Annotated in this window: 23 protein-coding genes; 15 read left to right on the forward strand and 8 right to left on the reverse strand. The window is 68.5% G+C overall.

From position 1 onward, the window contains the following. Positions 1-5 precede the first annotated feature (5 nt). From ABLI39_RS08975 to ABLI39_RS09000, 6 genes are all read left to right on the forward strand, one after another. The gene (locus ABLI39_RS08975) at positions 6-149 is read left to right on the forward strand and encodes a hypothetical protein (protein ID WP_349413071.1); all 144 of its coding nucleotides are present in this window, start codon (positions 6-8) and stop codon (positions 147-149) included. 225 nt (positions 150-374) lie between these two features. Beyond that, on the forward strand, positions 375-1,544 hold the full coding sequence (gene sucC / locus ABLI39_RS08980; RefSeq protein ID WP_349413072.1) for an ADP-forming succinate--CoA ligase subunit beta: 1,170 nt from the start codon (positions 375-377) through the stop codon (positions 1,542-1,544). Positions 1,545-1,556: 12 nt separating this feature from the next. Next, the gene (gene sucD / locus ABLI39_RS08985) at positions 1,557-2,459 is read left to right on the forward strand and encodes a succinate--CoA ligase subunit alpha (RefSeq protein WP_146335623.1); all 903 of its coding nucleotides are present in this window, start codon (positions 1,557-1,559) and stop codon (positions 2,457-2,459) included. Positions 2,460-2,640: 181 nt separating this feature from the next. Then, the gene (locus ABLI39_RS08990) at positions 2,641-3,369 is read left to right on the forward strand and encodes a FadR/GntR family transcriptional regulator (protein ID WP_349413073.1); all 729 of its coding nucleotides are present in this window, start codon (positions 2,641-2,643) and stop codon (positions 3,367-3,369) included. A gap of 241 nt (positions 3,370-3,610) precedes the next feature. Then, positions 3,611-4,963 (forward strand): MFS transporter, encoded by a 1,353-nt coding sequence (locus ABLI39_RS08995; RefSeq protein ID WP_349413074.1) that lies wholly within the window; start codon positions 3,611-3,613, stop codon positions 4,961-4,963. 9 nt (positions 4,964-4,972) lie between these two features. Then, positions 4,973-5,749 (forward strand): SDR family NAD(P)-dependent oxidoreductase, encoded by a 777-nt coding sequence (locus ABLI39_RS09000; RefSeq protein WP_349413075.1) that lies wholly within the window; start codon positions 4,973-4,975, stop codon positions 5,747-5,749. 103 nt (positions 5,750-5,852) lie between these two features. Here the strand turns inward: ABLI39_RS09000 and ABLI39_RS09005 are convergent, their stop codons facing one another. Then, on the reverse strand, positions 5,853-6,335 hold the full coding sequence (locus ABLI39_RS09005; RefSeq protein ID WP_349413076.1) for an SRPBCC family protein: 483 nt from the start codon (positions 6,333-6,335) through the stop codon (positions 5,853-5,855). Further along, positions 6,332-6,706, reverse strand: a complete 375-nt coding sequence (locus ABLI39_RS09010) for an ArsR/SmtB family transcription factor (protein ID WP_502935211.1) — start codon at positions 6,704-6,706, stop codon at positions 6,332-6,334. The genes ABLI39_RS09005 and ABLI39_RS09010 overlap by 4 nt, the downstream gene beginning before the upstream one ends. Positions 6,707-6,898: 192 nt before the next feature. Between ABLI39_RS09010 and ABLI39_RS09015 the strand changes: the two genes are divergently transcribed. Beyond that, entirely contained in the window at positions 6,899-8,542 is a 1,644-nt protein-coding gene (locus ABLI39_RS09015) for an alkaline phosphatase D family protein (protein ID WP_349413077.1), read from the forward strand. Then, positions 8,539-9,819 carry an alkaline phosphatase family protein gene (locus ABLI39_RS09020; RefSeq protein ID WP_349413078.1) on the forward strand — a complete coding sequence of 427 codons (1,281 nt, stop codon included), beginning with the start codon at positions 8,539-8,541 and terminating at the stop codon, positions 9,817-9,819. Before ABLI39_RS09015 ends, ABLI39_RS09020 begins: the two co-directional genes overlap by 4 nt. 110 nt (positions 9,820-9,929) lie before the next feature. Here the strand turns inward: ABLI39_RS09020 and ABLI39_RS09025 are convergent, their stop codons facing one another. Beyond that, positions 9,930-10,379, reverse strand: coding sequence for a MarR family winged helix-turn-helix transcriptional regulator (locus tag ABLI39_RS09025; RefSeq protein WP_349413166.1), 450 nt, complete (start codon positions 10,377-10,379; stop codon positions 9,930-9,932). Positions 10,380-10,547: 168 nt separating this feature from the next. Between ABLI39_RS09025 and ABLI39_RS09030 the strand changes: the two genes are divergently transcribed. Continuing rightward, on the forward strand, positions 10,548-11,804 hold the full coding sequence (locus tag ABLI39_RS09030) for an MFS transporter (RefSeq protein WP_349413079.1): 1,257 nt from the start codon (positions 10,548-10,550) through the stop codon (positions 11,802-11,804). Here the strand turns inward: ABLI39_RS09030 and ABLI39_RS09035 are convergent. After that, a complete protein-coding gene (locus tag ABLI39_RS09035) occupies positions 11,801-12,568 on the reverse strand; it encodes a gamma-glutamyl-gamma-aminobutyrate hydrolase family protein (protein ID WP_349413080.1) in 768 nt (255 codons plus the stop codon). The two genes, ABLI39_RS09030 and ABLI39_RS09035, sit on opposite strands and share 4 nt — an antisense overlap. 53 nt (positions 12,569-12,621) lie before the next feature. Between ABLI39_RS09035 and ABLI39_RS09040 the strand changes: the two genes are divergently transcribed. After that, positions 12,622-13,125 (forward strand): SRPBCC family protein, encoded by a 504-nt coding sequence (locus ABLI39_RS09040; RefSeq protein WP_349413081.1) that lies wholly within the window; start codon positions 12,622-12,624, stop codon positions 13,123-13,125. A 10-nt stretch (positions 13,126-13,135) separates the two neighbouring features. Beyond that, positions 13,136-14,269 (forward strand): LOG family protein, encoded by a 1,134-nt coding sequence (locus ABLI39_RS09045; RefSeq protein WP_349413082.1) that lies wholly within the window; start codon positions 13,136-13,138, stop codon positions 14,267-14,269. A 26-nt stretch (positions 14,270-14,295) separates the two neighbouring features. Here the strand turns inward: ABLI39_RS09045 and ABLI39_RS09050 are convergent, their stop codons facing one another. Together ABLI39_RS09050 and ABLI39_RS09055 are read right to left on the reverse strand one after the other, a co-directional pair. After that, positions 14,296-15,228, reverse strand: a complete 933-nt coding sequence (locus tag ABLI39_RS09050; protein WP_349413083.1) for a matrixin family metalloprotease — start codon at positions 15,226-15,228, stop codon at positions 14,296-14,298. Beyond that, positions 15,228-16,412: a VIT1/CCC1 transporter family protein gene (locus tag ABLI39_RS09055; RefSeq protein WP_349413084.1), complete on the reverse strand. Its 1,185-nt coding sequence runs from the start codon at positions 16,410-16,412 to the stop codon at positions 15,228-15,230. Before ABLI39_RS09055 ends, ABLI39_RS09050 begins: the two co-directional genes overlap by 1 nt. Positions 16,413-16,705: 293 nt before the next feature. Between ABLI39_RS09055 and ABLI39_RS09060 the strand changes: the two genes are divergently transcribed. Next, positions 16,706-16,942: a hypothetical protein gene (locus tag ABLI39_RS09060; RefSeq protein WP_349413085.1), complete on the forward strand. Its 237-nt coding sequence runs from the start codon at positions 16,706-16,708 to the stop codon at positions 16,940-16,942. Between the two features lie 123 nt (positions 16,943-17,065). Here ABLI39_RS09060 and ABLI39_RS09065 read toward each other — a convergent pair whose 3' ends face one another. Next, positions 17,066-18,592 (reverse strand): sodium:solute symporter family protein, encoded by a 1,527-nt coding sequence (locus ABLI39_RS09065; protein ID WP_349413086.1) that lies wholly within the window; start codon positions 18,590-18,592, stop codon positions 17,066-17,068. Between the two features lie 279 nt (positions 18,593-18,871). Between ABLI39_RS09065 and ABLI39_RS09070 the strand changes: the two genes are divergently transcribed. After that, positions 18,872-19,447, forward strand: coding sequence for a helix-turn-helix domain-containing protein (locus ABLI39_RS09070; protein WP_349413087.1), 576 nt, complete (start codon positions 18,872-18,874; stop codon positions 19,445-19,447). Positions 19,448-19,589: 142 nt separating this feature from the next. On the opposite strand, the gene ABLI39_RS09075 is transcribed toward ABLI39_RS09070, so the two are convergent. Continuing rightward, positions 19,590-20,414 carry a DUF559 domain-containing protein gene (locus tag ABLI39_RS09075; protein ID WP_349413088.1) on the reverse strand — a complete coding sequence of 275 codons (825 nt, stop codon included), beginning with the start codon at positions 20,412-20,414 and terminating at the stop codon, positions 19,590-19,592. Between the two features lie 329 nt (positions 20,415-20,743). Between ABLI39_RS09075 and speB the strand changes: the two genes are divergently transcribed. Together speB and ABLI39_RS09085 are read left to right on the forward strand one after the other, a co-directional pair. After that, entirely contained in the window at positions 20,744-21,859 is a 1,116-nt protein-coding gene (speB, locus tag ABLI39_RS09080; RefSeq protein WP_349413089.1) for an agmatinase, read from the forward strand. Continuing rightward, positions 21,856-23,520 carry a thiamine pyrophosphate-binding protein gene (locus ABLI39_RS09085; protein WP_349413090.1) on the forward strand — a complete coding sequence of 555 codons (1,665 nt, stop codon included), beginning with the start codon at positions 21,856-21,858 and terminating at the stop codon, positions 23,518-23,520. The genes speB and ABLI39_RS09085 overlap by 4 nt, the downstream gene beginning before the upstream one ends. The last annotated feature ends 5 nt before the right edge of the window (positions 23,521-23,525 follow it).

The following is a 23,525-nucleotide window of genomic DNA, read 5'->3' on the forward strand; positions in this document are numbered from 1 at the left end:
GGGTCATGCCTGTTTACGACGGCGGCGCCACCTGCGGAAACGTCTCCGCCGGCGTGTCTTTCTTCATTTCGCGCTACCGTTACGAGCTGATCTCGCTGGCCCCCACAACGGGCTCGTCGGCGCCGTCGGAGGCTCCAAAAACCCCGTAATCTAGCGGTTTTTCTACGCTCAATAGAATAGTGTCCTTACTCACATAACGGGTACTCTGGGACGGGCTGGTCCGCAGGAAGGACTAGAGTTCGAACAAGGAGCATTGCGCCGTGTGGCTCGTTTCCAAGCTTGTCGCAGGGTGCGTTTATTCCGCAGCCCGGTAACCGCGAGTACGTGGGGTCCGGCTGTACAGAAACTACTTCGACGTAGAAGGACACTAAACCGTGGACCTGTTTGAATATCAGGCGCGCGATATGTTCGAGGCGCACGGTGTACCCGTGCTTGCTGGCATCGTGGCGCACACCCCTGAAGAAGCAAAGGCAGCTGCCGAGAAGATCGGCGGCGTAACTGTCGTCAAGGCACAGGTTAAGGCCGGTGGCCGCGGCAAGGCTGGCGGCGTTAAGGTCGCCAAGACCGCCGACGAGGCGCTGGAGCACTCCACCAACATCCTCGGCATGGACATCAAGGGCCACACCGTCAACAAGGTGATGATTGCCCAGGGTGCCGACATCGCCGAGGAATACTACTTCTCCGTCCTGCTGGACCGGGCCAACCGCAACTACCTGGCCATGTGCTCGGTTGAAGGCGGCATGGAAATCGAGCAGCTCGCCGTCGAGCGTCCCGAAGCCCTGGCCAAGATCGCGATCGACCCGGCCGTGGGCATCGACCAGGCCAAGGCCGACGAGATCGTTGCCGCCGCAGGCTTCGCCGAGGAACTGCGCGGCAAGGTCGCCGCCGTGATCCTCAAGCTCTGGGACGTCTTCAAGAAGGAAGACGCCACCCTCGTTGAGGTCAACCCGCTGGTCAAGACCGGCGCCGGCGACATCGTTGCCCTCGACGGCAAGGTCTCCCTCGACGAGAACGCCGACTTCCGCCACCCCAAGCACGCCCACCTTGAAGACAAGGACGCCGCGGACCCCCTCGAGGCCAAGGCCAAGGCGCAGGACCTCAACTACGTCAAGCTCGACGGCTCCGTCGGCATCATCGGTAACGGTGCCGGCCTGGTCATGTCCACGCTCGACGTCGTTGCTTACGCCGGCGAGAACCACGGCAACGTCAAGCCCGCCAACTTCCTGGACATCGGCGGTGGAGCCTCCGCAGAGGTCATGGCTGCAGGCCTCGACGTCATCCTCGGCGACGAGCAGGTCAAGTCCGTCTTCGTCAACGTCTTCGGCGGCATCACCGCCTGTGACGCTGTCGCCAAGGGCATCGTCGGCGCACTCGCCGAACTCGGCCACTCCGCGAACAAGCCGCTGGTCGTCCGCCTCGACGGCAACAACGTCGAGGAAGGCCGCCGCATCCTGGCCGAGGCCAACCACCCGCTGGTTACCCTGGCCGCCACCATGGACGAGGGCGCCGACAAGGCTGCCGAGCTCGCCAACGCAGCGAAGTAAAGGGACCCGACTATGTCTATTTATCTGAACAAGGACTCCAAGGTCATCGTCCAGGGCATCACCGGCGGCGAAGGCACCAAGCACACCGCCCTGATGCTCAAGGCCGGCACCAACATCGTTGGTGGCGTCAACGCCCGCAAGGCCGGCACCACGGTCCTGCACGGCGATAACGAAATCACCGTCTTCGGCACCGTCAAGGAAGCCATGGCCGAGACCGGCGCCGACGTCTCCATCGTCTTCGTGCCGCCGGCCTTCACCAAGGACGCCGTCGTCGAGGCCATCGAGGCCGGCATCGGCCTGGTCGTCGTTATCACCGAAGGCGTGCCGGTTCAGGACTCGGCCGAGTTCTGGGCCCTGGCCCAGTCCAAGGTCGACGCCAACGGCAAGCAGGTCACCCGCATCATCGGGCCGAACTGCCCCGGCATCATCACCCCGGGCGAGGCCCTCGTCGGCATCACCCCGGCCAACATCACCGGCAAGGGCCCCATCGGCTTGGTCTCCAAGTCGGGAACCCTGACCTACCAGATGATGTACGAACTGCGCGACCTGGGCTTCTCCACCGCCATCGGCATCGGCGGTGACCCGGTCATCGGCACCACCCACATCGATGCCCTCGAAGCCTTCGAAGCTGACCCCGAGACCAAGGCGATTGTGATGATCGGCGAAATCGGCGGCGACGCCGAAGAGCGTGCCGCCGACTACATCAAGGCCCACGTCACCAAGCCGGTCGTCGGCTACGTGGCCGGCTTCACCGCCCCGGAAGGCAAGACCATGGGCCACGCCGGCGCCATCGTTTCCGGTTCCGCGGGCACCGCCCAGGCCAAGAAGGAAGCCCTCGAGGCTGCCGGCGTCAAGGTCGGCAAGACGCCGTCCGAGACCGCCAAGCTGCTGCGCGAGGTCTTCGCAGCGCTCTAGGCCCGAAGCGCCAAGCACCAACGCGGGGTCACTTCCGGTCCATTCCACTTTGTGGGATGGACCGGAAGTGACCCCGCGTTGTTTGTTTAAGGACGACGGCGGCGGGGACCGCCCCCGCGGGTCTAGTAGTGTTTAGGGAAGGCAAAGCGCCCGCTCCCGGGCGCGCGGGCAGGGGATTACGATGGCTGAAAAACGGCGGACGCTGGTGGACGTCGTTGTGGACAGGGTCCTTGAATACATCCTCAGCGGCCAGATCATGGCCGACGACGCCCTCCCGCCCGAGGCCGACATCGCCAAGGAATCGGGCGTCAGCCGCCTGACCGCCCGCGAGGCGATGAAGGTCCTCAAGGCCCAGGACGTCGTCTACGTCAAGCGCGGCCTCGGCACATTCGTCAATCCCCCTGAGCGCTGGACCGGACTGGATGCGATCATGCGCGCAGCGTCGAGGGGCGTGGCTTCGGACCAGGTGGCGCTGCGCCTGCTGGAGGTCCGGCGGATGGTCGAAACCGGAGCCGCCGAACTTGCGGCCGCACGCCACAGCGAGGCCGACCTCGCCGCCATGACGGAGAGCGTCCAGCTGATGGAGGCCGCCCACCACTCGGGCGACGTCGACGCCCTGACCCTGGCGGACATCGCCTTCCACGACACCGTGCTGCGCGCCTCCGGCAACCCCTTTGTGCCGGCCCTGCTGTCCCAGCTTTCGACGCTGCTCTACGCCATGCGCCGGGATACCTCGGCGTTCCCGGACGTGCAGCGGCACGCCATCCACCACCACAAAGTGGTCCTTGCCGCCATCGCCTCCGGCGAGCCGGCCGCCGCGCGCTCCGCGATGGACGCGCACATCACCCAGACCTTCGAGGACTACAAGCATTACCTCGCGGTCTCCAGCAGCGGAGCCGCCGCCAGCTGACCCGCGCCCGCTCCAAACGGCGGGTCTTGTCGGGTCGCGCCGCCCTCTGCACCGGCGTGCCGCACAGCGGCCGCGACTCTTTGGCGAACCCTGTTGACGCCGCATGCCACTGTGATTAGAATCTCATTCAGATATCAGACATCTGATATCTCCTACATCTCGAAATGCCGCAAGCCAAAGGAGTCTTCATGCGCGCGCACTTCCCTTCCCAGGGCACCCTGATCACCGGTGGAGGCCCGCGATGACCTCCCTGGCTACTGCTCCGGCCCTGAGTGAACTGGGCCAGACCACCCTCCGCAAAGTCCGCCGACGGCTCATGCCCCTTATCGTCCTGCTGTACTTCGTCGCCTATCTGGACCGCAACAACGTCGGCTTCGCCAAGCTTGGCATGCAGGGTGACATCGGCCTGACCGAGGCCGCATACGGCCTCGGCGCCGGCATCTTCTTCCTGGGCTACGCCCTGCTGGAAATCCCCAGCAACGGCGGCAGGTACCGCTACGGCGCCCGGAAGTGGATCGCCCGCATCCTCATCAGCTGGGGCATCTTTGCCACGGCGATGTTCCTGGTCAACGGCGAGACCACCTTCTACGTCATCCGCTTCCTGCTCGGTGCGGCCGAGGCGGGCTTCTTCCCGGCCATCCTGTTCTACCTGACCCTCTGGTTCCCGGCAGCGCAGCGCGTGACCGTCCTGGGCATCTTCATCCTCGCGCAGCCGATCTCCAACGCCCTCGGCGCGCCGGTGTCCGGCTTGCTCCTGGGCCTGGAAGGGGTCGCTGGCCTGCACGGATGGCAGTGGCTCTACATCATCGAGGGCATCCCCGCGATCGTGCTGGGCCTCGTCACGCCGTTCGTCATGACCGACCGGCCGGAGCACGCCAAGTGGCTCAAGCCCGAGGAACGCGACTGGCTCGCGAGCACCATGAGCAAGGAGCTCGCCGACAAGCAGAAGTCCGGCAACCATAATTTCCTCGCCGGCCTCAAGGATCCCCGCACCCTGGCGTACTCGGCCCTGTACTTCGGCCTGGTCTGCGGCATCTACGGCCTGGGCCTGTGGATGCCCACCATCGTCAAGGCGCTCGGTAAGTTCGACACCACGCAGGTGGGCTTCATCGTCTTCATCCCCTACGCCATCGCCGCCGTGTTCGTCTACTACTGGAGCAAGCGATCGGACCGCACCGGCAACCGGGTCTGGCACGCCAGCGTCAGCATGGTGATTGCCGCCGTCGGCCTGCTCGGCGCAGGCTACCTGCTGCCGGTCAACGCCATCCTCGCCATGGTTTTCCTGACGCTCGCGGCGATGGGCATCTACTCGGCGATCGCGCCGTTCCTGGCCATGCCGTCCGCAGCGCTGACCGGCGCCGCAGCCGCGGCCGGCCTGGCCATGGTGAACTCACTGGGCAACCTCGGCGGCTTTGTCGCCCCGTACATCGTCGGCATCCTCAAGGACACCACCGGCAACAGCCAGAGCGGCCTGACGTTCCTCGCGGCCTGCCTCGCGATCACCGCGGTCGCCACCTACCTCTACGCCCGCAAACGTCCGGAGGGCGTCTCCGCTCCCGCAGCAACCGCCCCCGCCCCAGCAGACAGCCACTAGGAAGCACTTATGACAACCCAGAGCACATTCCCCGCCGAACGCACCGTCGTCCTGACCGGCGCCGCCTCGGCCCGCGGCATCGGCCGGGCCGCGGCCGACCGCCTGGCCCGCGACGGCTGGTCAATCGCGATCCTTGACATCAACGCCGAGGACGCTAAGGCCGCCGCAGCCGAAATCGGTTCAAACCGGGCCGTGAAGGCGATCGGCGTCGGGGCCGACGTCTCGGACGAGGCCTCGGTGGACCGGGCCATCACCGAGGTCGAGGAGTCGCTTCCGCCGATCGTCGGCCTGGCCAACCTGGCGGGCATCAGCTCACCCACGCCATTTATGGAGACGTCCGTCGCCGAGTGGGACAAGGTCTTCGCCATCAACATGCGTGGCACGTTCATCGTCTCTCAGCGGGTCCTTAAGGGCATGATCGAACGGCGGGTCGGCCGGATCGTCAGCGTGTCCTCGATCTCCGCACAGCGCGGCGGCGGAACGTTCTCCAAAGTCGCCTACAGCGCCTCGAAGGCCGGGATCCTCGGATTCACCCGTGCCCTGGCACGCGAAGTCGGCGAATTCGGCATCACCGTCAACGCGGTGGCCCCGGGGCCGATCGACACCGACATCATGGGAGGCACGCTCAGCGATGAGCGCAAAGCCGCGATGTCCGAGGGCATCATGATGGGCCGAGTCGGCACCCGCGACGAGGTCGCGGCCCTGATGTCCTTCCTGCTCAGCGAGGACGCCGGCTACATCACGGCTGCCACCTACGACATCAACGGCGGCCTGCAAGTCTCCTGACCACGGGCCCTTGAAACCATCGCGGGGTCACGTCCGGCCCATTCCACCCTGTGGGATGGACCGGAAGTGACCCCGCGTTGTTCGTCTAAGGACGAGGGCGGTCCTAGACTTTCGCGCCGGCCAGCAGCTCCTCGAGCCGCTCGTAGGCCTCGGTCAATCCGCCCTCCATCCCGGACTGCGCCATACCGTCACGGGCCTCCATGCTGGGGTAGACCGCGTGGGCGCTGAGCCGGGTGCGGCCGCCGCCAAGGTCCTGGAAGGTGATGGCCTCGATGCTGACCACGTCCGGATAGCCGCCGTATTCGAACGTCTGGATGGCGAAATTGTTCTCCCGGACGGTATGGAAGACGCCGCTGAAACGGTGGGCGACGCCGTCGGGCCCGGTGTGCGTGTACCGGTAGCTGCCGCCGGTGCGGAAGTCGTAGTGGTCCACCTCCATGGTGAGGCGCCGCGGGCCGAGCCACTGGGCGACAAGGTCGGGTTCCTTGTGGGCGCGGAAGACCTCGGCGACGGGAAAGTCGAAGTCCCGCTCGAAGTCGATGAAGGGCAAGCCTTCCGGAACCGTGAGTTTCAGGGCGTTGCTCATGATGAGTCCTTTGCCTGGGTGCCGCGTGCAGCGGCCTGGAATTGGAGCACGGCGTCGAGGCTGCGGAACTGCTCTTCGCGGACCAACCGGTACTGGTCGATCCATGCGGTGAGTGCTTCGAGCCGTGCGGGGTTCAGATGGACGGGCCGGCGCTGGGCGTCCCGCGTGCGCGTGACGAGGCCCGCCTGCTCGAGGACCTGGATGTGCTTCGAGACCGCCTGCTTGGTGATCGCGAAGGGTTCCGCCAATTCGTTGACAGTGGCCGGGCCCCGGCTGAGCCGGGCGATAATGCGGCGGCGGACGGGGTCGGCCAGCGCCAGGAAGGCGGAGTCGAGGTGTTCGTCGTCGTCGGCCACGGGGTCCCGTATCACTAGTTACTCAACCTGTAGGTTGATCAATGTGTTGGTTGTTTAAGCGTACGCCGACGCCCAGCAGGCGGCAAGGGCCCTAGTGCCGGCAGGGCCCGCAGCGGCACTGCGCCACGGTTAACTTTCGTTGAACGTCCGGCCAATGGGGCGGAAAAATCGGCATTCTGGCGGGCCAGCGTGGAGATACTGGAATGCATGACTAACTTTACCCGTCGTCAAGTACTGCGCTCCGCGGGGGTCGCCGCCGTCGCCGGCGCCCTGGCCACCAGCACCCCCGCTGGCGCCTTTTCAGCCCCCGCCGCCGGCCCGTTCGGCCATGGCATCGCCTCCGGCGATCCGATGCCCGGCAGCGTGCTGCTGTGGACCCGCGTCACTCCAGCGCCGGATGCCCTGCCCGGCAGCGGCGTAGGGCCTGACGTTTCCGTTGGCTGGGAAGTGGCGGCCGACGCCGGCTTCAAGAAGGTCGTGGCCCGGGGTAAGGCCGGCACCGGCGCGGCGCGGGACCACACGGTCAAGGTCATCGCGGACCGGCTCACCCCCGGTACGAGCTACTGGTACCGCTTCACCCTGGGTGCGGCCGTATCCCCGGTGGGCCGCACCAGGACGGCGCCGGCCGCCGGCGCCGCCGTGGACCGCTTGAAGTTCGGTGTGGTGTCCTGCGCCAACTGGCAGGCCGGCTACTTCTCCTCCTACCGCCACCTGGCCGCCCGGGGCGACCTCGACGCCGTCCTCCACCTGGGGGACTACCTCTACGAATACGCGCCCGGCGACTACCAGGCCCGCGACGTTGTGGTCCGCCCCCACGACCCCGCGTTCGAAATGACCCAGCTGGCGCACTACCGGCGCCGCCACGCCCAATACAAAACCGACCCCGACCTCCAGTCCCTGCACGCGTCCGTCCCCTTCATCGTGACCTGGGACGACCACGAGTCGGCCAACGACGCCTGGAAGGGCGGCGCCGAAAACCACACTCCGGGCGCCGAGGGCACCTGGAGTGAGCGCTTCGCCGCCGCGCACCAGGCCTACGCCGAGTGGATGCCGGTGCGCTACGAGCCGGGCGGCCAGATCTACCGCCGGCTGGACTTCGGCTCGCTGGCCAGCCTGTCCATGCTCGACCTGCGCACCTACCGCGACCAGCAGGCCGCCAACGGGGCGGACTCCTCGATCAGCAGCCCGGCCCGGACCATCACCGGCGCCGCCCAGATGAACTGGCTGCTGGGCAACCTCAACTCCGCGGGCCCGCAGTGGAAGCTGGTCGGCAACCCCGTGATGATCGCGCCGGTCCGGGTTCCCTCCACCCTGAGCACCGCAGAGCTGGCCGGCGTGCAAAAACTGATGGGCGGGACGAGCATCAGCGGCGTTCCGTACAACGTTGACCAGTGGGACGGCTACGAGGCCGACCGCAACCGCGTGGTGCGCCACCTGCGGGACAACAGCGTCAAGGACACGGTGTTCCTCACCGGCGACATCCACTCCGGCTGGGCGTGCGACGTCCCGGCAGATCCGGCCACCTACCCGGCCACCGGCGATTCGGTCGCGGCGGAACTGGTCTGCACCTCTGTCACGAGCGACAACCTCGATGACATCCTCAATGTCCCGCCCCGCACCGGATCCGTCGGCGTCGAAAACGCCATCAAGGCGGCCAATCCGCACGTGAAGTACTTGGACTTCGACTCGCACGGCTATTCCGTCCTGGATGTGACCCCCGCCGGCGTCCGGATGGACTGGTACGTCCTCGCCGAGCGCACCGCCGCCGGATCCGGATCGACCCTGTCCACGTCCTTCAATGTCCAAACCAACACGGGCAAGGTCACGCCCGCCCAGGGAGGTCTCGCATGAGCCGTCTGTCCAACAACCTGCCGACGCCGGGCCGCCGGCAGTTCCTGCAACTCGCCGCCGCGGGCGGCGCCGCCGTCGTGCTGTCCGCCGCGCCCGGGGCCGCCTGGGCCGCTCCCGCTGCCGGACGCACCCGGAGCTACGTCCTTGTGGTGGACGGCTGCCGGCCGGACGAAATCACGCCCGCCCTGACCCCGCGGCTGGCGGCCCTGCGGGCGGCCGGCACCAACTTCCCGTCGGCGCGCTCGCTGCCCGTTATGGAGACCATCCCGAACCACGTCATGATGATGACCGGGGTGCGCCCGGACCGCTCGGGCGTGCCGGCCAACGCCATTTTTGACCGCGCCGAGGGCACGGTGCGGGACCTCGACCGTCCCACCGACCTGCACTTTCCCACCCTCCTGGAGCGGCTGCAGGAACGCGGGCTCACCACCGGCTCGGTGCTGAGCAAAAAGTACCTCTACGGCATCTTCGGCACCCGCGCCAGCTACCGCTGGGAACCCCAGCCGCTGCTGCCCGTCACCGGGCACGCGCCCGACGCCGCCACGATGGACGCACTGCTCGCCATGGTGTCCGGGCCGGACCCGGACTTCGTCTTCACCAACCTGGGCGACATCGACCGCGTGGGGCACTCCGACCTCTCCGGAACCACGCTGCGGGCCGCGCGGGAAGCCGCCCTCGCGGACACCGATGTGCAGGTGGGGCGTTTCATTGACCACCTCAAGAGCGCCGGCAAGTGGGACTCCAGTGTGGTCATGGTGCTCGCCGACCACTCGATGGACTGGTCCCTGCCCAGCAACGTCATCTCGATCGACCTGATCCTGCAGTCCCGGCCGGAGCTGCGGTCCAAGGTCAAGATCGCCCAGAACGGCGGGGCGGACCTGCTCTACTGGACCGGGTCCGACGCCGACCGCGCGGCCGGCCTGGCCGCCGTCGAGCAGCTGGTCGCGGCGCACGAAGGCGTCCTGTCGGTCAACAAGCCGGCGGACCTGCGGCTTGGGGCAGAAGCGGGCGACCTGGTGGCCTACTGCCGCGCGGGCTGGCGGTTCTCCGACCCGTATGTGGCCTCCAACCCGATCCCGGGCAACCACGGCCACCCCGCTACCGAGCCGATCCCGTTCTTTGTGTCCGGCGGCAGCCCTGCCGTGGTCAAGCAGTCCGTATCCTCGGAACCCGCACGCACCGCGGATGTTGCGCCCACCATCGGCCGGCTCTACGGGCTCAAGTCGCCGTCCGGGGGCTACGACGGCACGGCGCGGACTTCGGCCCTGACCGTCTAGCCCCGACCCCGGGCCCCGCGTGGCGCCGGAGGCCAGCTTTCGAGCTGCCTCCGGCGCCTTTGCTGCGTTAAAGCGCCGGAGCCAGGTCTCCTGGGTTCAGACTCCCGCGTTCACACTCCCGCGTGCAGCCGGGGGAGCGCGTCCACCAGGGGAGCGAGCTCCGGAACCTCCTGGGCCTCGGCAAGGGCGCGCTCCAGGGTGGCATCATGGACGGGCCGGGCCTGCTCCAGCAGGGCGATGCCGCTGGGCGTGAGCTCGGTGTAGATCCCGCGCCGGTCGTCTGCGCAGAGGATCCGGGTCAGCAGCGCGCGTTCCTCCAGCCGGTTCACCAGCCTGGTAGTGGCGCTAGCGCTCAGGGCCGTGGCCCGGGCCAGCTGCTGCATTCGCATGTGCCAGCCGTCCTGCCGGCTCAGCGCGTCCAGCACAGTGTACTCCACCACCGAGAGCTGCGCCTCGGCCTGGAGGGAACGCTCCAGCTCCGCCTCAATCAGGCCATGCAGCGCCGCGAGCGTCCGCCACCCTTGCGCCCGGACCTCGACGGCGTCGTCCTTGATGCCCATCAGTTGTGCTCCTTCCAGCTCGGGCATCCGCGTCCCGGCCAGCCGGGAGCGTGAGCCCACCAAGTAGTTGCTTGCGCGCTATAGTTGCGTGTGCAACAATAAATAACGCGTCTGCAACTATTAGCTTACGCCTCGCAAATCTCCCCGTACAGTTTTGAAGGAGTCCCCATGCCCATCGGCCTGATTGCACTCGCCCTCGGCGGGTTCGGAATCGGACTCACCGAGTTCGTCATCATGGGCCTCTTGCCCGAGGTGGCCGCAGACTTCCGCGTCACCGAAGCCACCGCCGGCTGGCTGATTTCCGGCTACGCGCTCGCCGTCGTCGTCGGGGCGCTGGTCCTGACCGCCGCGGTGACGCGTTTTGAGCGCAAGCCGGTGCTGGTGGTGCTGATGGTGCTGTTTATCGCCGGCAACTTCGTCTCCGCGATCGCCCCCGACTACGCCCTGATGATGGCGGGCAGGATCATTGCCGCACTGGCCCACGGCGCGTTCTTCGGGATCGGTGCGGTGGTGGCCGCCAGCATGGTCGCCCCCACCAAAAAAGCCGGCGCCATCGCCATCATGTTCACCGGGCTGACCGCGGCCAACGTCCTGGGCGTGCCGTTCGGCACCATGCTCGGCCAGGCCGCGGGCTGGCGCTCCACGTTCTGGGCCATCACCGGCATCGGCGTGCTGGCACTCGTCGGCATTCTGGCCCTGGTGCCGAAGACCGGCGCGGGGGAGGCGACGGGTTCTGCCGCCGGCGGATTGCGCGGCGAACTCCGCGCCTTCCGCTCCGGCCAGGTCTGGCTGTCGATCTTCGTGACCATCCTGGGCTACGGCGGGATGTTCGGCGCCTTTACCTACGTCGCCTACACCCTGACCGAGGTCACCGGCTTCTCCGCGGCCACCGTGCCGTGGCTGCTCATCATCTTCGGCGTGGGCCTGTTCATCGGCAACACCGTCGGCGGCAAGGCCGCGGACTGCAACGTTGACCGCACCCTGCTCGTGGTGCTCGCTGCCCTCGTGCTGGTGCTGGTCGTCTTCGCCCTCACCTCGGCCAGCCAGCCGATGACCATCGCGTCCATGGTGCTGCTGGGCGGCTTTGGCTTCGCCACCGTGCCCGGGCTCCAGATGCGCGTGATGAAGTACGCCGACGGAGCGCCCACCCTCGCCTCCGGCGCGAACATCGGCGCCTTCAACGTGGGCAACGCGCTCGGTGCCTGGATGGGCGGCGTGACCATCACCGCCGGGCTCGGCTACACCTCGCCGATCTGGGCCGGCGCCGGCATCACCCTGCTGGGCCTGGGCGTGATGGCCTTCGCCGCCATGGCCGCCAAAAAAGGCGCCCCGCGCGGCACTACCCCCGACGACGCCCGGCGGCCTGCGCCGTCCGCCGCGGGGCCGGAAGCCGCCCGGACGGACGCCGAGCTGCAGCGTCTCTAACGCGCGGCCGTACGGTTCCGGCAGACCTCCACAAAGGCCCGGAACGGCGCCAGCCGCTCCGCAGCGGGCAGCTCCTGTGCCTCCGGATGCCACTGGACGGAGGCGACCCAGCGGGCCGGATCTTCCAGCGCCTCCACGGTCCCGTCGCCGGCCACCGCGCTCACCACGAGCCCGTCGGCCACCCGGGCAACGGCCTGGTGGTGGCCCGAGGCGATCTTGACGGTGACCGCGGCCGCGGTGCCACCGGAGTCCCGGTAGAGCCCGGCCACCTTCGACCCGGCGGCAATCCCGACCTCGTGCCAGGCCCAGGGCCCGGCGTCGTGCAGGGGTGCGGGTTCCCGGTGCGCCACGGTGCCCGGGTCCATGTCCTGGACCAGGGATCCGCCGTAGAGCACGTTCAGCAGCTGGTGCCCGCGGCAGATGCCCAGCACCGGCAACCCGGCGTCGACGGACTGCCGGGCGACGGCCAAGTCCAGGGCGTCCTGGCCGTGGTTGACGTCGTAGCAGGCCTCGCCGGGTTCCTCGCCGTACAGCCGCGGGTCCAGGTCCCCGCCGCCGGGGAGCACGACGCCGTCGAGCCCGGCCAGGTCCTCGGCGGAGGTGAGCAGCACGGGGTCGGCGCCGCCGTCGCGGAGCAGGTCGACGATGTAATCGAAGAGCCCGTTGGCCTCGCCCACCCGAGGGTCGGGATCTTCGGAACTGCTGAGCCGGACCGGAACGCCGATGCGGGGGCGGCCGCTGACGGGCCGGGCTGGAGTCTGCATGACTCATTTTGCACCACGACGTCCGCGTCCTCTCGCAGGACTAGGATTGCCGGATGAACAACAGGTATCTCGTGTCCCGCAGCCGCTTCATCGCGGCCGCCCCGGAAGCCGTCTTCGAGGTGCTCGCCACCCCGGCGCTGCACAGCGTGATCGACGGCTCGGACACCGTCAAGGGCGCCCAGCCCCGCGGCCCGGAACGGCTGGGCCCGGGCGCGAAGTTCGGCATGGACATGAAGGTCGGCGTCGACTACAAGATCCTCAACACGGTCAGTGAGTTCGAGGAAGGCCGGCGCATTGCCTGGCGCCACTTTTACGGCCACGTCTGGCGCTACCTGCTGGAGCCCGCCAGCGACGCCGCCGGCCGGCCGGGCACCCTGGTGACCGAGCAGTGGGACGCCCGGCAGGTCCGGGGCAAGATCTTCCTGCGGTTGGCCGGCTACCTCCGCCGCCACCCGGCCAACCTGGAGCAAACCCTGGCTAAGCTCGACGCCTACCTCGGCAGTGCCGGCCGTCCCGCCGGCTCCGCCACAGGCCCCGCCGCGGAGCCCCGGGACTAGGACTGCACGGATGAGCGCTGCCCGAAGCCTGCACCCAAGTCCGCGCACGCTCGAGGTCGAGAGCCTCGGCAGCTTCGACGTGCTGGTCGCTGGGGGAGCCCGGTCCATGCACGGCTGGCACCTCCAGTCGCTGGACCTGCGCGGCCGCCGCGAGCCGCTGGAGTCCCTCGACGCTCAGGGCGCGATCTTCCTCGGCTGCAGCTTCGACGACGGGGTGGAGGAATCGCTGCGCGCCCGCGGGGCCCTGATCTTTCCCAAACTGGAAAGGGTTCCGTTCGACCCCTACCGCGGCCGGCTCTACACCCCGCAGGAGCTTTACGCGGGCGTCGAGGAAACCCGCTACGAGGACACCCTGGACGCCAGGGTGTACCAGTGGAGCATCCGTCCCGGCCAGCGGCACCGGCTGGACGCCACGCTCGCCGCGGCCCTGCACGACCACTCGATCGGCGACGCGCTGGAGGAGCTGACCCGCTCGGAGCTGTGCGTCGGCCGGGCCATGGTGGGCGTGATGGGCGGGCATGCAGCGAGCCGCGGTTCGGCGGGGTTCACCGAGGCTGCGCTGCTGGGCCGGCTGCTGGCCCGGAACGGACGGGTGGTCGCCACCGGCGGCGGCCCGGGCACCATGGAGGCCGCCAACCTCGGCGCCTACCTGAGCGCGGCGGACGACGCGGATTTCCAGCGGGCGCTGGCGGACCTTGCCGTTGTACCCGGGTTCCGGCCATCGGTCTCGGCGTGGGCGCGGACCGCGGCGGCCGTCGTTGAACGCCATCCGGACGGAACGCCGTCGCTGGGCATTCCCACCTGGTTCTACGGCCATGAGCCGCCCAATTTCTTCGCCACGCACATCGCCAAGTACTTCGCCAACGCCATCCGTGAAGCGATCCTGCTGGAGCTGTGCAACGGCGGGATCATCTTCCTGCCCGGCTCCGGCGGCACCGTTCAGGAGATCTTCCAGGACGCCTGCGAAAACTACTACGGCGCCCCGGAGACCATCACGCCCATGGTGCTGGTGGGCAAGGAGCACTGGCTGCGCCGGTTTCCGGCCTGGCCCCTGCTGCAGAGCCTGGCCGCGGGACGGCGGATGGAGAACCGGATTTTCCTGGTGGACAGCGTCGAGGAAGCCCTCGCAGTGCTGGAAGGCTAGGTTCGCTCCGGAAGCTGCGTCCGGTCTTAGAGGTCCTTGCGGCACGCGGCGCGGCCAAGCTCGCGCAGGCCGTTCAGGTCGCCGTCGGCCAGCCCGTCCGGCGCGCCGATCTCCGGGTACATCAGCTGCTTCGGGTCCTCGACGTGCTCCAACCCCATCACGTGGCCCAGCTCGTGCAGGATTACCGCCGTGGCGTACGCCGAGCCGTCCCCGCGGCCCAGGTCTTCGCTGATCTGCGGCGCGTCCAGCTCCAGGCTGCCGGTGACAAAGCTCTTGGGGCCGTCGCCGTAGCTGAAGTGGGTGCTGCCGCCGGTGCCGATCACGGGTCCCTGCAGCTGGGGGGCCTGCTCCGGCGTCGTCCAGGCGATCAGCAGCGGAGCCCAGCGGTCGCCGTACGCTTCCTTTTGGTACGGGGCGCGTGACTGGGACGGCGCCTCGGTGGTGGGCCCGTCGTTAACGAACCTGATCCCGGTCGCCTCGGAGACCGTTTTGATCGCGTTTTCGACCAGCTGCTCGGCACCCTTGGGAGCCAGCGCGGCATTGACCACGTAGTGCAGCGGACGACACGGCGAGTAACCGACCGGGCTGCCATCGGCATTGGTGGCGAGGAACTTGTACGACTTGCTGGCGGACGCCGGCCTGGGCGGCTGCCCCAGGGGTTGGTCCTGCTCCTCGAAAGCCGGCGGCGGGACGGCCATGTGCGACCCGTCCTCGGTAACGCCGGCCTGCCGGCCGCCCGGGACTGCGGCCGGATGGTTCGCCGTGCCGCGCGAGTGCGGGTTCGCTCCGCCGTTGAACTCAAACAGGCCGACAAAACGGGGATCCCCGTACACCAGCCCCGCGGTCAGGAAGGCGGCACCGGCAATCAGGATCACCACGGCAAGGTTCCGGACCGCCCGGAAGGCGCCGCCGGCACGGCTGTGCCGCGGCGAGCGGTCCCGGAACCCGGGATCCTCCACTAGCCGACCACCGCGCCGAACGCCATGCCGAGCAGGTAGGTCACAGCCGCGGCACCAAGACCGATGGCCAGCTGGCGGAGCCCGCGGGTGACGGGGGAGGTGCCGGAGAGCAGTCCGACGACGCCGCCGGTCAGCAGCAGCGCGATCCCCACCAGGGCGGCGGACACCACAAGCGCGGCGATCCCGGTCATCCCGAACAGGAAGGGAATGATCGGCACGATCGCGCCGGAGGCGAAGAAGCAGAAACTCGACGCCGCGGCGCCCCACGCCGTGCCGACAGCCTCGTGCTGGTCCTCGGTCTCGGGAAGCTCCGGCCGCAGGGACAGGCTCGGATCGCAGTCGCAATCCAGCAGGCCCATCCGCTCCGCGACGCGGTGCTCGGCGGCCTCGCGGGACATCCCGCGGGCCAGGTAGACGAGGACGAGTTCGTTGTGTTCGATGTCCAGCGAGGGTGCGGCAGAGAGCGTGATCTGGGTGGGGCGGGTGGCGGCCAGCAGTTCACGCTGGGACCGCACGGAGATGAATTCGCCGGCGCCCATCGAGAGCGCACCGGCCAGCAGGCCGGCCACACCGCTAAGCAGCACCACGGAGCTGCCGACGCCGGAGGCGGCCATGCCCATCACGAGGGAGAGGTTGCTGACCAGCCCGTCGTTGGCGCCGAACACGGCGGCGCGGAAAGTGCCGGCCAGGCGGTTGCGGCCCCGGGTCGCGAGCCCGCGCACAACCTCTTCGTGGATCTGCTCGTCGGCGACCATGGCCGGCGTGGCGGCGGGGTCCTTGGCGTATGGCGAGCGGCTCTCGGCCCGCTGGGCCAGGGCCAGGACAAAGACGGAGCCAAAATGCCGGGCCAGGAAGCCGAGGAGCTGGCTGCGGAGGGAGGCCGGGCGCGGCCGGCCGGCGTGCTCGCCGAGCAACTGCAGCCAGTGCGCCTCGTGGCGCCCCTCCGCTTCGGCCAGGGCCAGCAGGATGTCGCGTTCCTCGCCGCTGCGGTTCTGGGCCAGCTCGCGGTAAACGCGGGCCTCGGCGCGTTCGTCGGCGAGGTACTGCCGCCAGCGCTTGACGTCGGCGGGGCGGGCCGCGGAGTTCGCTGCCGGGCTTACTTCGGGGTTCACGGGAGTTGTGGGGGAGCCCGCGGCAGGGCCGTGGACGGAATGGTTTGGATCAGATGGGGCGTGCTGAGACACGGAAACTCCTGGGCTCGATAGGGCATGGTTCGGCCCCATTGCGAGTCCAGCGTACCCCGTAATTCCGCGGATTTTCGGCTGGCAATCCTCAGCCGAAAGTTTAGGTTGGCCGTAAAGAAGCGGCCGCCACGGGCCGCCGTGAGGCGGGCAGGACGGCCCTTGACCGCCACCCGGTGCGGTGTTCGAATAAAGGCCAGGGCGGGTACTCCGGCAGGCCGGCCCAGCCGTTTACCGGGCGCCGGGTCCGGCCGGCACGCACCACTGCCGCAGCGCGAGCGCACGGAGGTTGCACCATGGACAACACCGGATCGAAGGCCGGCCAGCCGGGCAGGGACTCCGTGGAGTCGGACCCCGCCTACGACTTCGCCGAGGACGCTCCGGTCGGGGCAGCGGAGACCGAGGACGAGGAGCTGCTGGAGGAAGCCGACCGGAACGTCCCCCTGGACACGGAAGATTTCCTCGGTGACGAGCAGCCGATAGAGCCCGTCGATGCCGATGAGTTCCGCGGACCGGAACAGGACGAGGAGTAGGCGTTCCGGTCCAGAAATATTGCCGGACGGCACGACGGCGGCACCTCCGTGGGGAGGCACCGCCGTCGTCCAGAGCCTTGAGCGGGGCCGTGCAAGTCCACGCCCGTGGCTAGAGGCCCGGGATCAGTGGCTCAGGGCCGGAATCTTCTCATCCTCCGTTGCGGCTGCGCCGGCCACGCGACCGCGCCAGGTCGTCATCACGGCGGGATCGGTCGGTTTGGTCAGCAGCGACACGGCGACATAGACCACCGCGGAAGCCAGCAGCCCGTAGTAGATCGGTTCGTTAGCGTAGATGCCGTCCAACGGTACTTCGGCGTTGATCTCCAGGAAGATCATGGTGCCGAGGGTGATCAGAGAGCCGACCGCCATTGAGGCGGCCGCGGCGATGCCGGTGCCGCGTTTCCACACCAGGCCGCCGAGGATAGCGACGAGCAGTCCGCCCACGAGGATGTCATAGGCGATAGTGAGAGCCGCGACGACATCCTTGGTGATGATGGCGATCACGATCGCCACCACCCCGAGTCCCAAAACCCAGAGGCGGTTGGCCTTAACGTCGTGCTCGGGGTTGTCCGTGTCGTCGGTGTTGACCGTCTTGCCGAACCAGCCGGCGACGAACGGCAGGACGTCGGCGCGGGCCACGGTGGCGGCGGCGATCAGGGCGCCGGAGGCGGTGGACATCATGGCGGCGACTGCTGCGGCCAGCACCAGGCCGCCGATGCCGATCGGCAGCAGGTTGGTCGCGACCTCGGCATAGACTACGTCCTTTCCAAGGGCCTTCACGTCGATCGCGGGCAGGGCGACGCGGGCGCCCAAGCCGATCAGGGCGCCGGCGGCCCCGTAAAGAATGCAGTAAACGCCGGCCGTGGCGCCGCCCCACTTTGCGACGGTGGGGGTCTTCGCGGTGAACACGCGCTGCCAGATGTCCTGGCCGATCAGCAGGCCGAGCGTGTAGACGACGAAGTAGGTGATGATCGTCTGGAGGCCGATGCCGTCGATCTGGAAGAACGTGGCGTCGACGCGGCTCCGAACGCCGTCGAGGCCGCCCGCGGCGTTGAGCGTGAACGGCAGCATCAGCAGGAAGATTCCGACCGTCTTGATCACGAACTGGACCTGGTCCGCAAGCGTGATGGACCACATGCCGCCGATGGTCGAGTACACCAGCACGATGGCGCCGCCGATGGCGATGGCGACGGCGCGGTCCCAGCCGAAGAGGACAACGAAGATCGTGGCGTAGGCACCGGTCGAGGTGGCGCAGAGCATCAGCGTGTAGGCCAGCATGACAATGCCCGAGGTCTGGGTGGCCCGGCTGCCGTAGCGCAGGCTCAGCATCTGGGAGACCGTGTAGATCTTGAGCTTCTGGATGGTGCTGGCGAAGAGCAGGCTGAGCAGGAGCACCCCGACGCCGATTGCGACCACGAGCCACATGCCGGAGATACCGAACTTGTAGCCGAGTCCGACGCCGCCGACAGTGGATGCGCCGCCGAGGACCACTGCAGCCATAGTGCCGGTGTAGAGGAGAGGCCCGAGCCGACGGCCGGCCACGAGGTAATCGCTGTTGTTCTTGGTGCGGGACTTGCCCCACCAGCCGAAGGCCAGCATGGCAACGAGATACACCACCACGATGGCAATGTTGACGAAACTTGCGTCCATTGAGGGCTCCTTGGAGCGGTTCAGGAGCAGCTGCCGGCCGCCGGGCCGCGGCATTGCGGTCGGCGTCCGTGGCTGCTTGTCGGTAGTTTGCGGGAGGGTTCACGGTGAAACGCTCCATCATTGCCTAATAGGCAACACTTGTTGCCAAACAGTATGGTGTGATGTTGGTAACAGTCAAGGTATGACGACGGCGTGTCCTTGGCGGCGTCGTGACCGGTGTGTCCGGCTAGGATTGGCTCCAAAGCTGGGGCCGCGCGGCCGGCCGTGAAAGGTTCCCTTATGAAGGCTCTACCCGTTGAACCGAGCAACGTCCCGGTGGCCATCGGTTCCAGGATTCGTGCCGCCCGGCAGTCCCAGCGGCTCACCATCGAACAGGTCGCAGACGCCACCGGCCTGACCAAGGGATTCCTCAGCAGGGTCGAACGTGATCTCACCTCGCCCTCCGTGGCCTCGCTGGTCACACTGTGCCAGGTCCTCTCCATCTCGATCGGCGAGCTGTTCGCCGCCCCGGAAACCCACCTCACCAAGGCCGGCGAGGGGCCCCGGATCTCCCTCGGCGGCGAGGGGATCGTCGAACGCCTGCTGACCGCCCGCTCGGAACGGCGGGTCCAGATCATCCAGGCGGTGATCGCCCCCCGCGGCCGCGGCGAATCGGAGCTCTACGCCGTGGACTGCGACGTCGACGTGCTCCATGTCATCAAAGGCAGGATCAGGCTCATCCTCACCAACGAGGAGTTCGAGCTGGAGACCGGCGACACCGTCACCTTCCCCGGCCGGGAGCCGCACACCTGGGTGAACCCCGCCGACGAGCCGGTCGAGGTGCTCTGGGTGCTGGTCCCCGCCGCCAGCCGGTAGGTCCCGCGCTGCAGCGGGCTCTGCGTTTCCGGGCCAAGCGCTCCCGCCCAGTTACTCGGGCCGGCCCGGGCCGGCGAACCGCCTCGGCCCCGGAAATCCGCGGGCGCAGGGAGCCGGGCCGGGAAGTAACTGGGTGGGAGCGTCAGTGGGCTGGCCGCTGCCGCCCGGTTAGCACGGCCCGGATCGCGGCCACAACGCGTTCGGGCTCGAACCAGATGCGCTCGGGCATATACCGGAGCGCGGCAAAACCGCCCAGGGTCGAGGCGTTGTTCCGGGCCAGATCCCGGCGCAGCGACTCGCGGCTGGAGTGGAACGCGAAGCCGTCCACCTCGACGATCAGGAACCCGGCGATCAGGAAGTCCACCCGGCCGATCCCGGGGAGGTAGACCTGGGCGTCATAGCCGATTCCGTGGCTCCTAAACAGATACTGGGCGTCGACCTCCACGATGGATTCTGCCCGCAGATCCACGAGGTGCAGGGCCTTTCTGACCCGACCCGACCGGTCGGCGGTGAGCTGGGCCGTGAGCAGCTCCATCGGGACGCCGTGCAGCCGCATAGCCGAGGTGGTGATGGCCGCCGCGGCCGGCGGCGCCAGGCACCCCAGGGCATGCAATACCACATCCTCGACGGCGGCCAAAGGCAGCGCCGGGTGGGCGTCAAACCGGACCGTCCGGTGCCGGACGAACCCGCGGCCGTGACCGTGGTTGCAGGCCAGATGGTGCTGCGCCGGCGGCTCCCGAAGCCAGAGCCCATAGTGGCCTGCGGCGCTGGCGCAGCTGAGCCGGGCGTTGTGCCGGAGTGCGGTCTCGAACTCGGGCGGGCATCCCGGCAGGATAAAGACGCCGCGCTTCGGCTGTCGGACGGTCGCGGCCAGCCGGGCAACGTCCGTCCGGGAGTAGCCTGCTGCGAGCAGTTGCCCGGTCCGGGCGACGCCGCCCAGCCGGGCGAGGTATTCCAAGGGTTCCATGGGGCCAGTTCAAGGGCTTGTGAGCGGTCGGGAAACCAGTCACTTGGGCTATCTGGATTACTTTCGGGTGTTCGGGGTGTCCCCACCGTCGGTCAGGCCCGCGCTCCGGCCCAGTTACCGGGCCCGGCACCACTCGATTGCGGAAACGGGCCCCGGATTCTCGCGGTTCTCCGGGCCGCCTGCCGTTTGCGTGAGGTAGTAACTGGGCAGGAAGGCAGTCCCGTGCCGCCGTCGGGGCGCGAAAGTAAACATCTGATGCGCCATAGGCAACTTTCGAGTGTATGATGGCAGTCACACCCGTCGGACAATCCTCGAAGGAGACGCCTCTCTTGGACGAGCTGCGCATCGAGGCCAATGGCAACCTTGGCCCCATCGATTCCTCCCGCATCCCGCGCTACGCCGGCGCCGCCACCTTTGCCCGCCTGCCGCGGCTGGACCAGGTCGGGAAGGCGGACGTCACTGTGGTCGGTGTGCCCTTCGATTCCGGCGTCTCCTACCGCCCCGGCGCGCGCTTCGGCGCCAACCACGTCCGCGAAGCCAGCCGCCTGCTCCGGCCCTACAACCCGGCCTGGGACGTGAGCCCCTTCGAGAACATCCAGGTGGCCGACGCCGGGGATATGGCGGTCAACCCGTTCAACATCCACGAGGCGATCGAAACCATCCAGCAGAACGCGCTGGACCTGACTGCCGCCGGCGGCAAACTCGTGACCCTGGGCGGAGACCACACCATCGCCCTGCCGCTGTTGCGCGCCGCCGCCGAACGCGCCGGCCAGCCCGTCGCCATGCTGCACTTCGACGCGCACCTGGACACCTGGGACACCTACTTCGGGGCCGAATACACCCACGGCACCCCCTTCCGCCGCGCCGTCGAGGAAGGCATCCTGGACACCGAGGCGATCAGCCACATCGGCACCCGCGGCCCGCTTTACGGCAAAAAGGACCTCGACGACGACCACCGCTTCGGCTTTGGCATCGTCACCTCCGCTGACGTCTACTACCAGGGCGTGCTGGAAACCGTCGCCAAGGTCCGCGACCGGATCGGCAACCGCCCGCTCTACATCTCCGTCGACATCGACGTCCTCGATCCCGCGCACGCCCCCGGCACGGGCACCCCTGAGGCCGGCGGCATCACCAGCCGCGAACTGCTGGAAATCATCCGCGGCCTCCGCGGCATGAACCTCGTGGGGGCCGACGTCGTCGAGGTCGCCCCGGCGTACGACCACGCTGAGATCACCGGTGTGGCCGCGAGCCACGTCGCCTACGAGCTCGTCACCCTGCTGGCCGACCGCGCAGTCGACGGCGGCCGGACCGGCGCTCCCAACGGCTACGCGGCCCAGGCCCTCGGCCGGGAGGTCCGCCGCCCGGCCGGCTTCGCCGCGCCCTCCGCACCCGCCGCGCCCGCCGCACCAGAGTCCCGGCCCGTCGAGACCGGAGCCACCCGATGACCGGCGTGCGCAACGGCGGCGACCTCGTCGTCGAAACCCTCGAGGCCCTCGGCGCCAAAACCGTCTTCGGCATCCCCGGCCAGCACGCCCTGGGCCTCTTCGACGCGATGGGCCGCGGGAACCTGCACTTCGTCTCCTCCAGGGTGGAAAACAACTCGGCGTTCGCCGCCGACGGCTACTCCCGCGCCACCGGCGAGGTCGGCGTCCTGTTCCTCTCCACCGGCCCTGGCGCGCTGACCTCCCTGGCCGGGCTCCAGGAAGCCTATGCCACCGGCGTTCCGATGGTGGTCGTGGCCAGCCAGATTCCGCTCGAGGGCCTCGGCGCCCGCCGAAAGGGCATGCTGCACCAGCTCGATGACCAGAAGGCCTCGGCCGCGAACGTGACCAAGAGCCAGCGGCTGATCCAGCACGCCTCCGGCATCCCCTCGGCCATCCAGGACGCCTGGACCGAGGCGATCTCCTCGCCGCAGGGCCCCGTGTGGATCGAAATTCCGCAGAACGTGCTGCTGGATCCCATCATGGTCCCGCCGGTGGAGGACGCACTCGCCGAAGCCGCGGATAACCCGCCGCGTGTGGAGCTGATCCGCGAAGCCGTGAAATGGCTTTCCGAGGCGAACCGCCCCGCCATCATCGCCGGTGGCGGCACCCGCCGCGGCCGCGCCGAGGAGTCGCTGCTCTCCATTGCGGAGAAGCTCCGGGCACCGGTGATCTGCACGCCCGGCGGCAACGGCGCCTTCCCGTGGAACCATGAGCTCTCGCTGCAGTCCTGGATCGAGGACCAGTACATGACCGAGCTGCTCGAAGACGCCGATGTGCTGATTGTCATCGGCTCCTCGCTCGGCGAAGTGACCTCCAACTACTTCACCTTCGAACCGCGCGGCCGGATCATCCAGATCGACGCCGAACCGCGCGTCCTCGAATCCAACCGCCCGGGCCTCGGCATCCGGGCCGACGCCGGCCAGGCGCTCGCCGCCCTCGACGCCGCCCTCGTGGAGCCGCACGGGGAGCGCGCCGACTGGCACGGAACCGCGCCCGAGGACCTGGTCAAGGAGGCCTTGGCCAAGGTCAAGGCCCGGCTGGAATCCCAGGACCTCGGCAAAGAGCTGAGGTTCATGGCCGACATCCGCGAAGCCGTCCCGGCGCAGATGCAGACCTTCTGGGACATGACCATCTCCGCCTACTGGGCCTGGAGCTGCTGGGACTCCCGTGAGGGCCAGTTCCACTCGGCCCAGGGCGCCGGCGGGCTGGGCTTCGGCTTCCCGGCAGCGATCGGCGGCGCCGTTGGCCTGGAAACCACGGGCACGTCCGGCGGTTCGGCCCGGGTGCTTGCCGTCTCCGGGGACGGCTCGGCTATGTACTCGATCTCCGAACTTGCCACGGCCAAGCAACACAATGTCCCGGTCACCTGGCTGATTGTCGACGACGGCGGCTACGGCATCCTGCGCGAATACATGGTGGGCGCCTTCGGCAAGGCCACGGCCACCGAGTTGGCCCGGCCTGATTTCGTGAAACTCGCCGAGGCCTTCGGCGTCCCGGCGGTCCGGGTGGCCCCAGAGGATGTCGGGGACTCGCTCCGGGCGGGCTTCGAGGCCGACGGGCCGAACGTGGTCGTCGTCGAAACCCTGCTCAAGATGTTCGCCCCCACGCACCTGGACGTCTAAGCGCC

The sequence above is a fragment of the Pseudarthrobacter sp. B907 genome, from assembly GCF_040137805.1.
Taxonomy (GTDB): domain Bacteria; phylum Actinomycetota; class Actinomycetes; order Actinomycetales; family Micrococcaceae; genus Arthrobacter.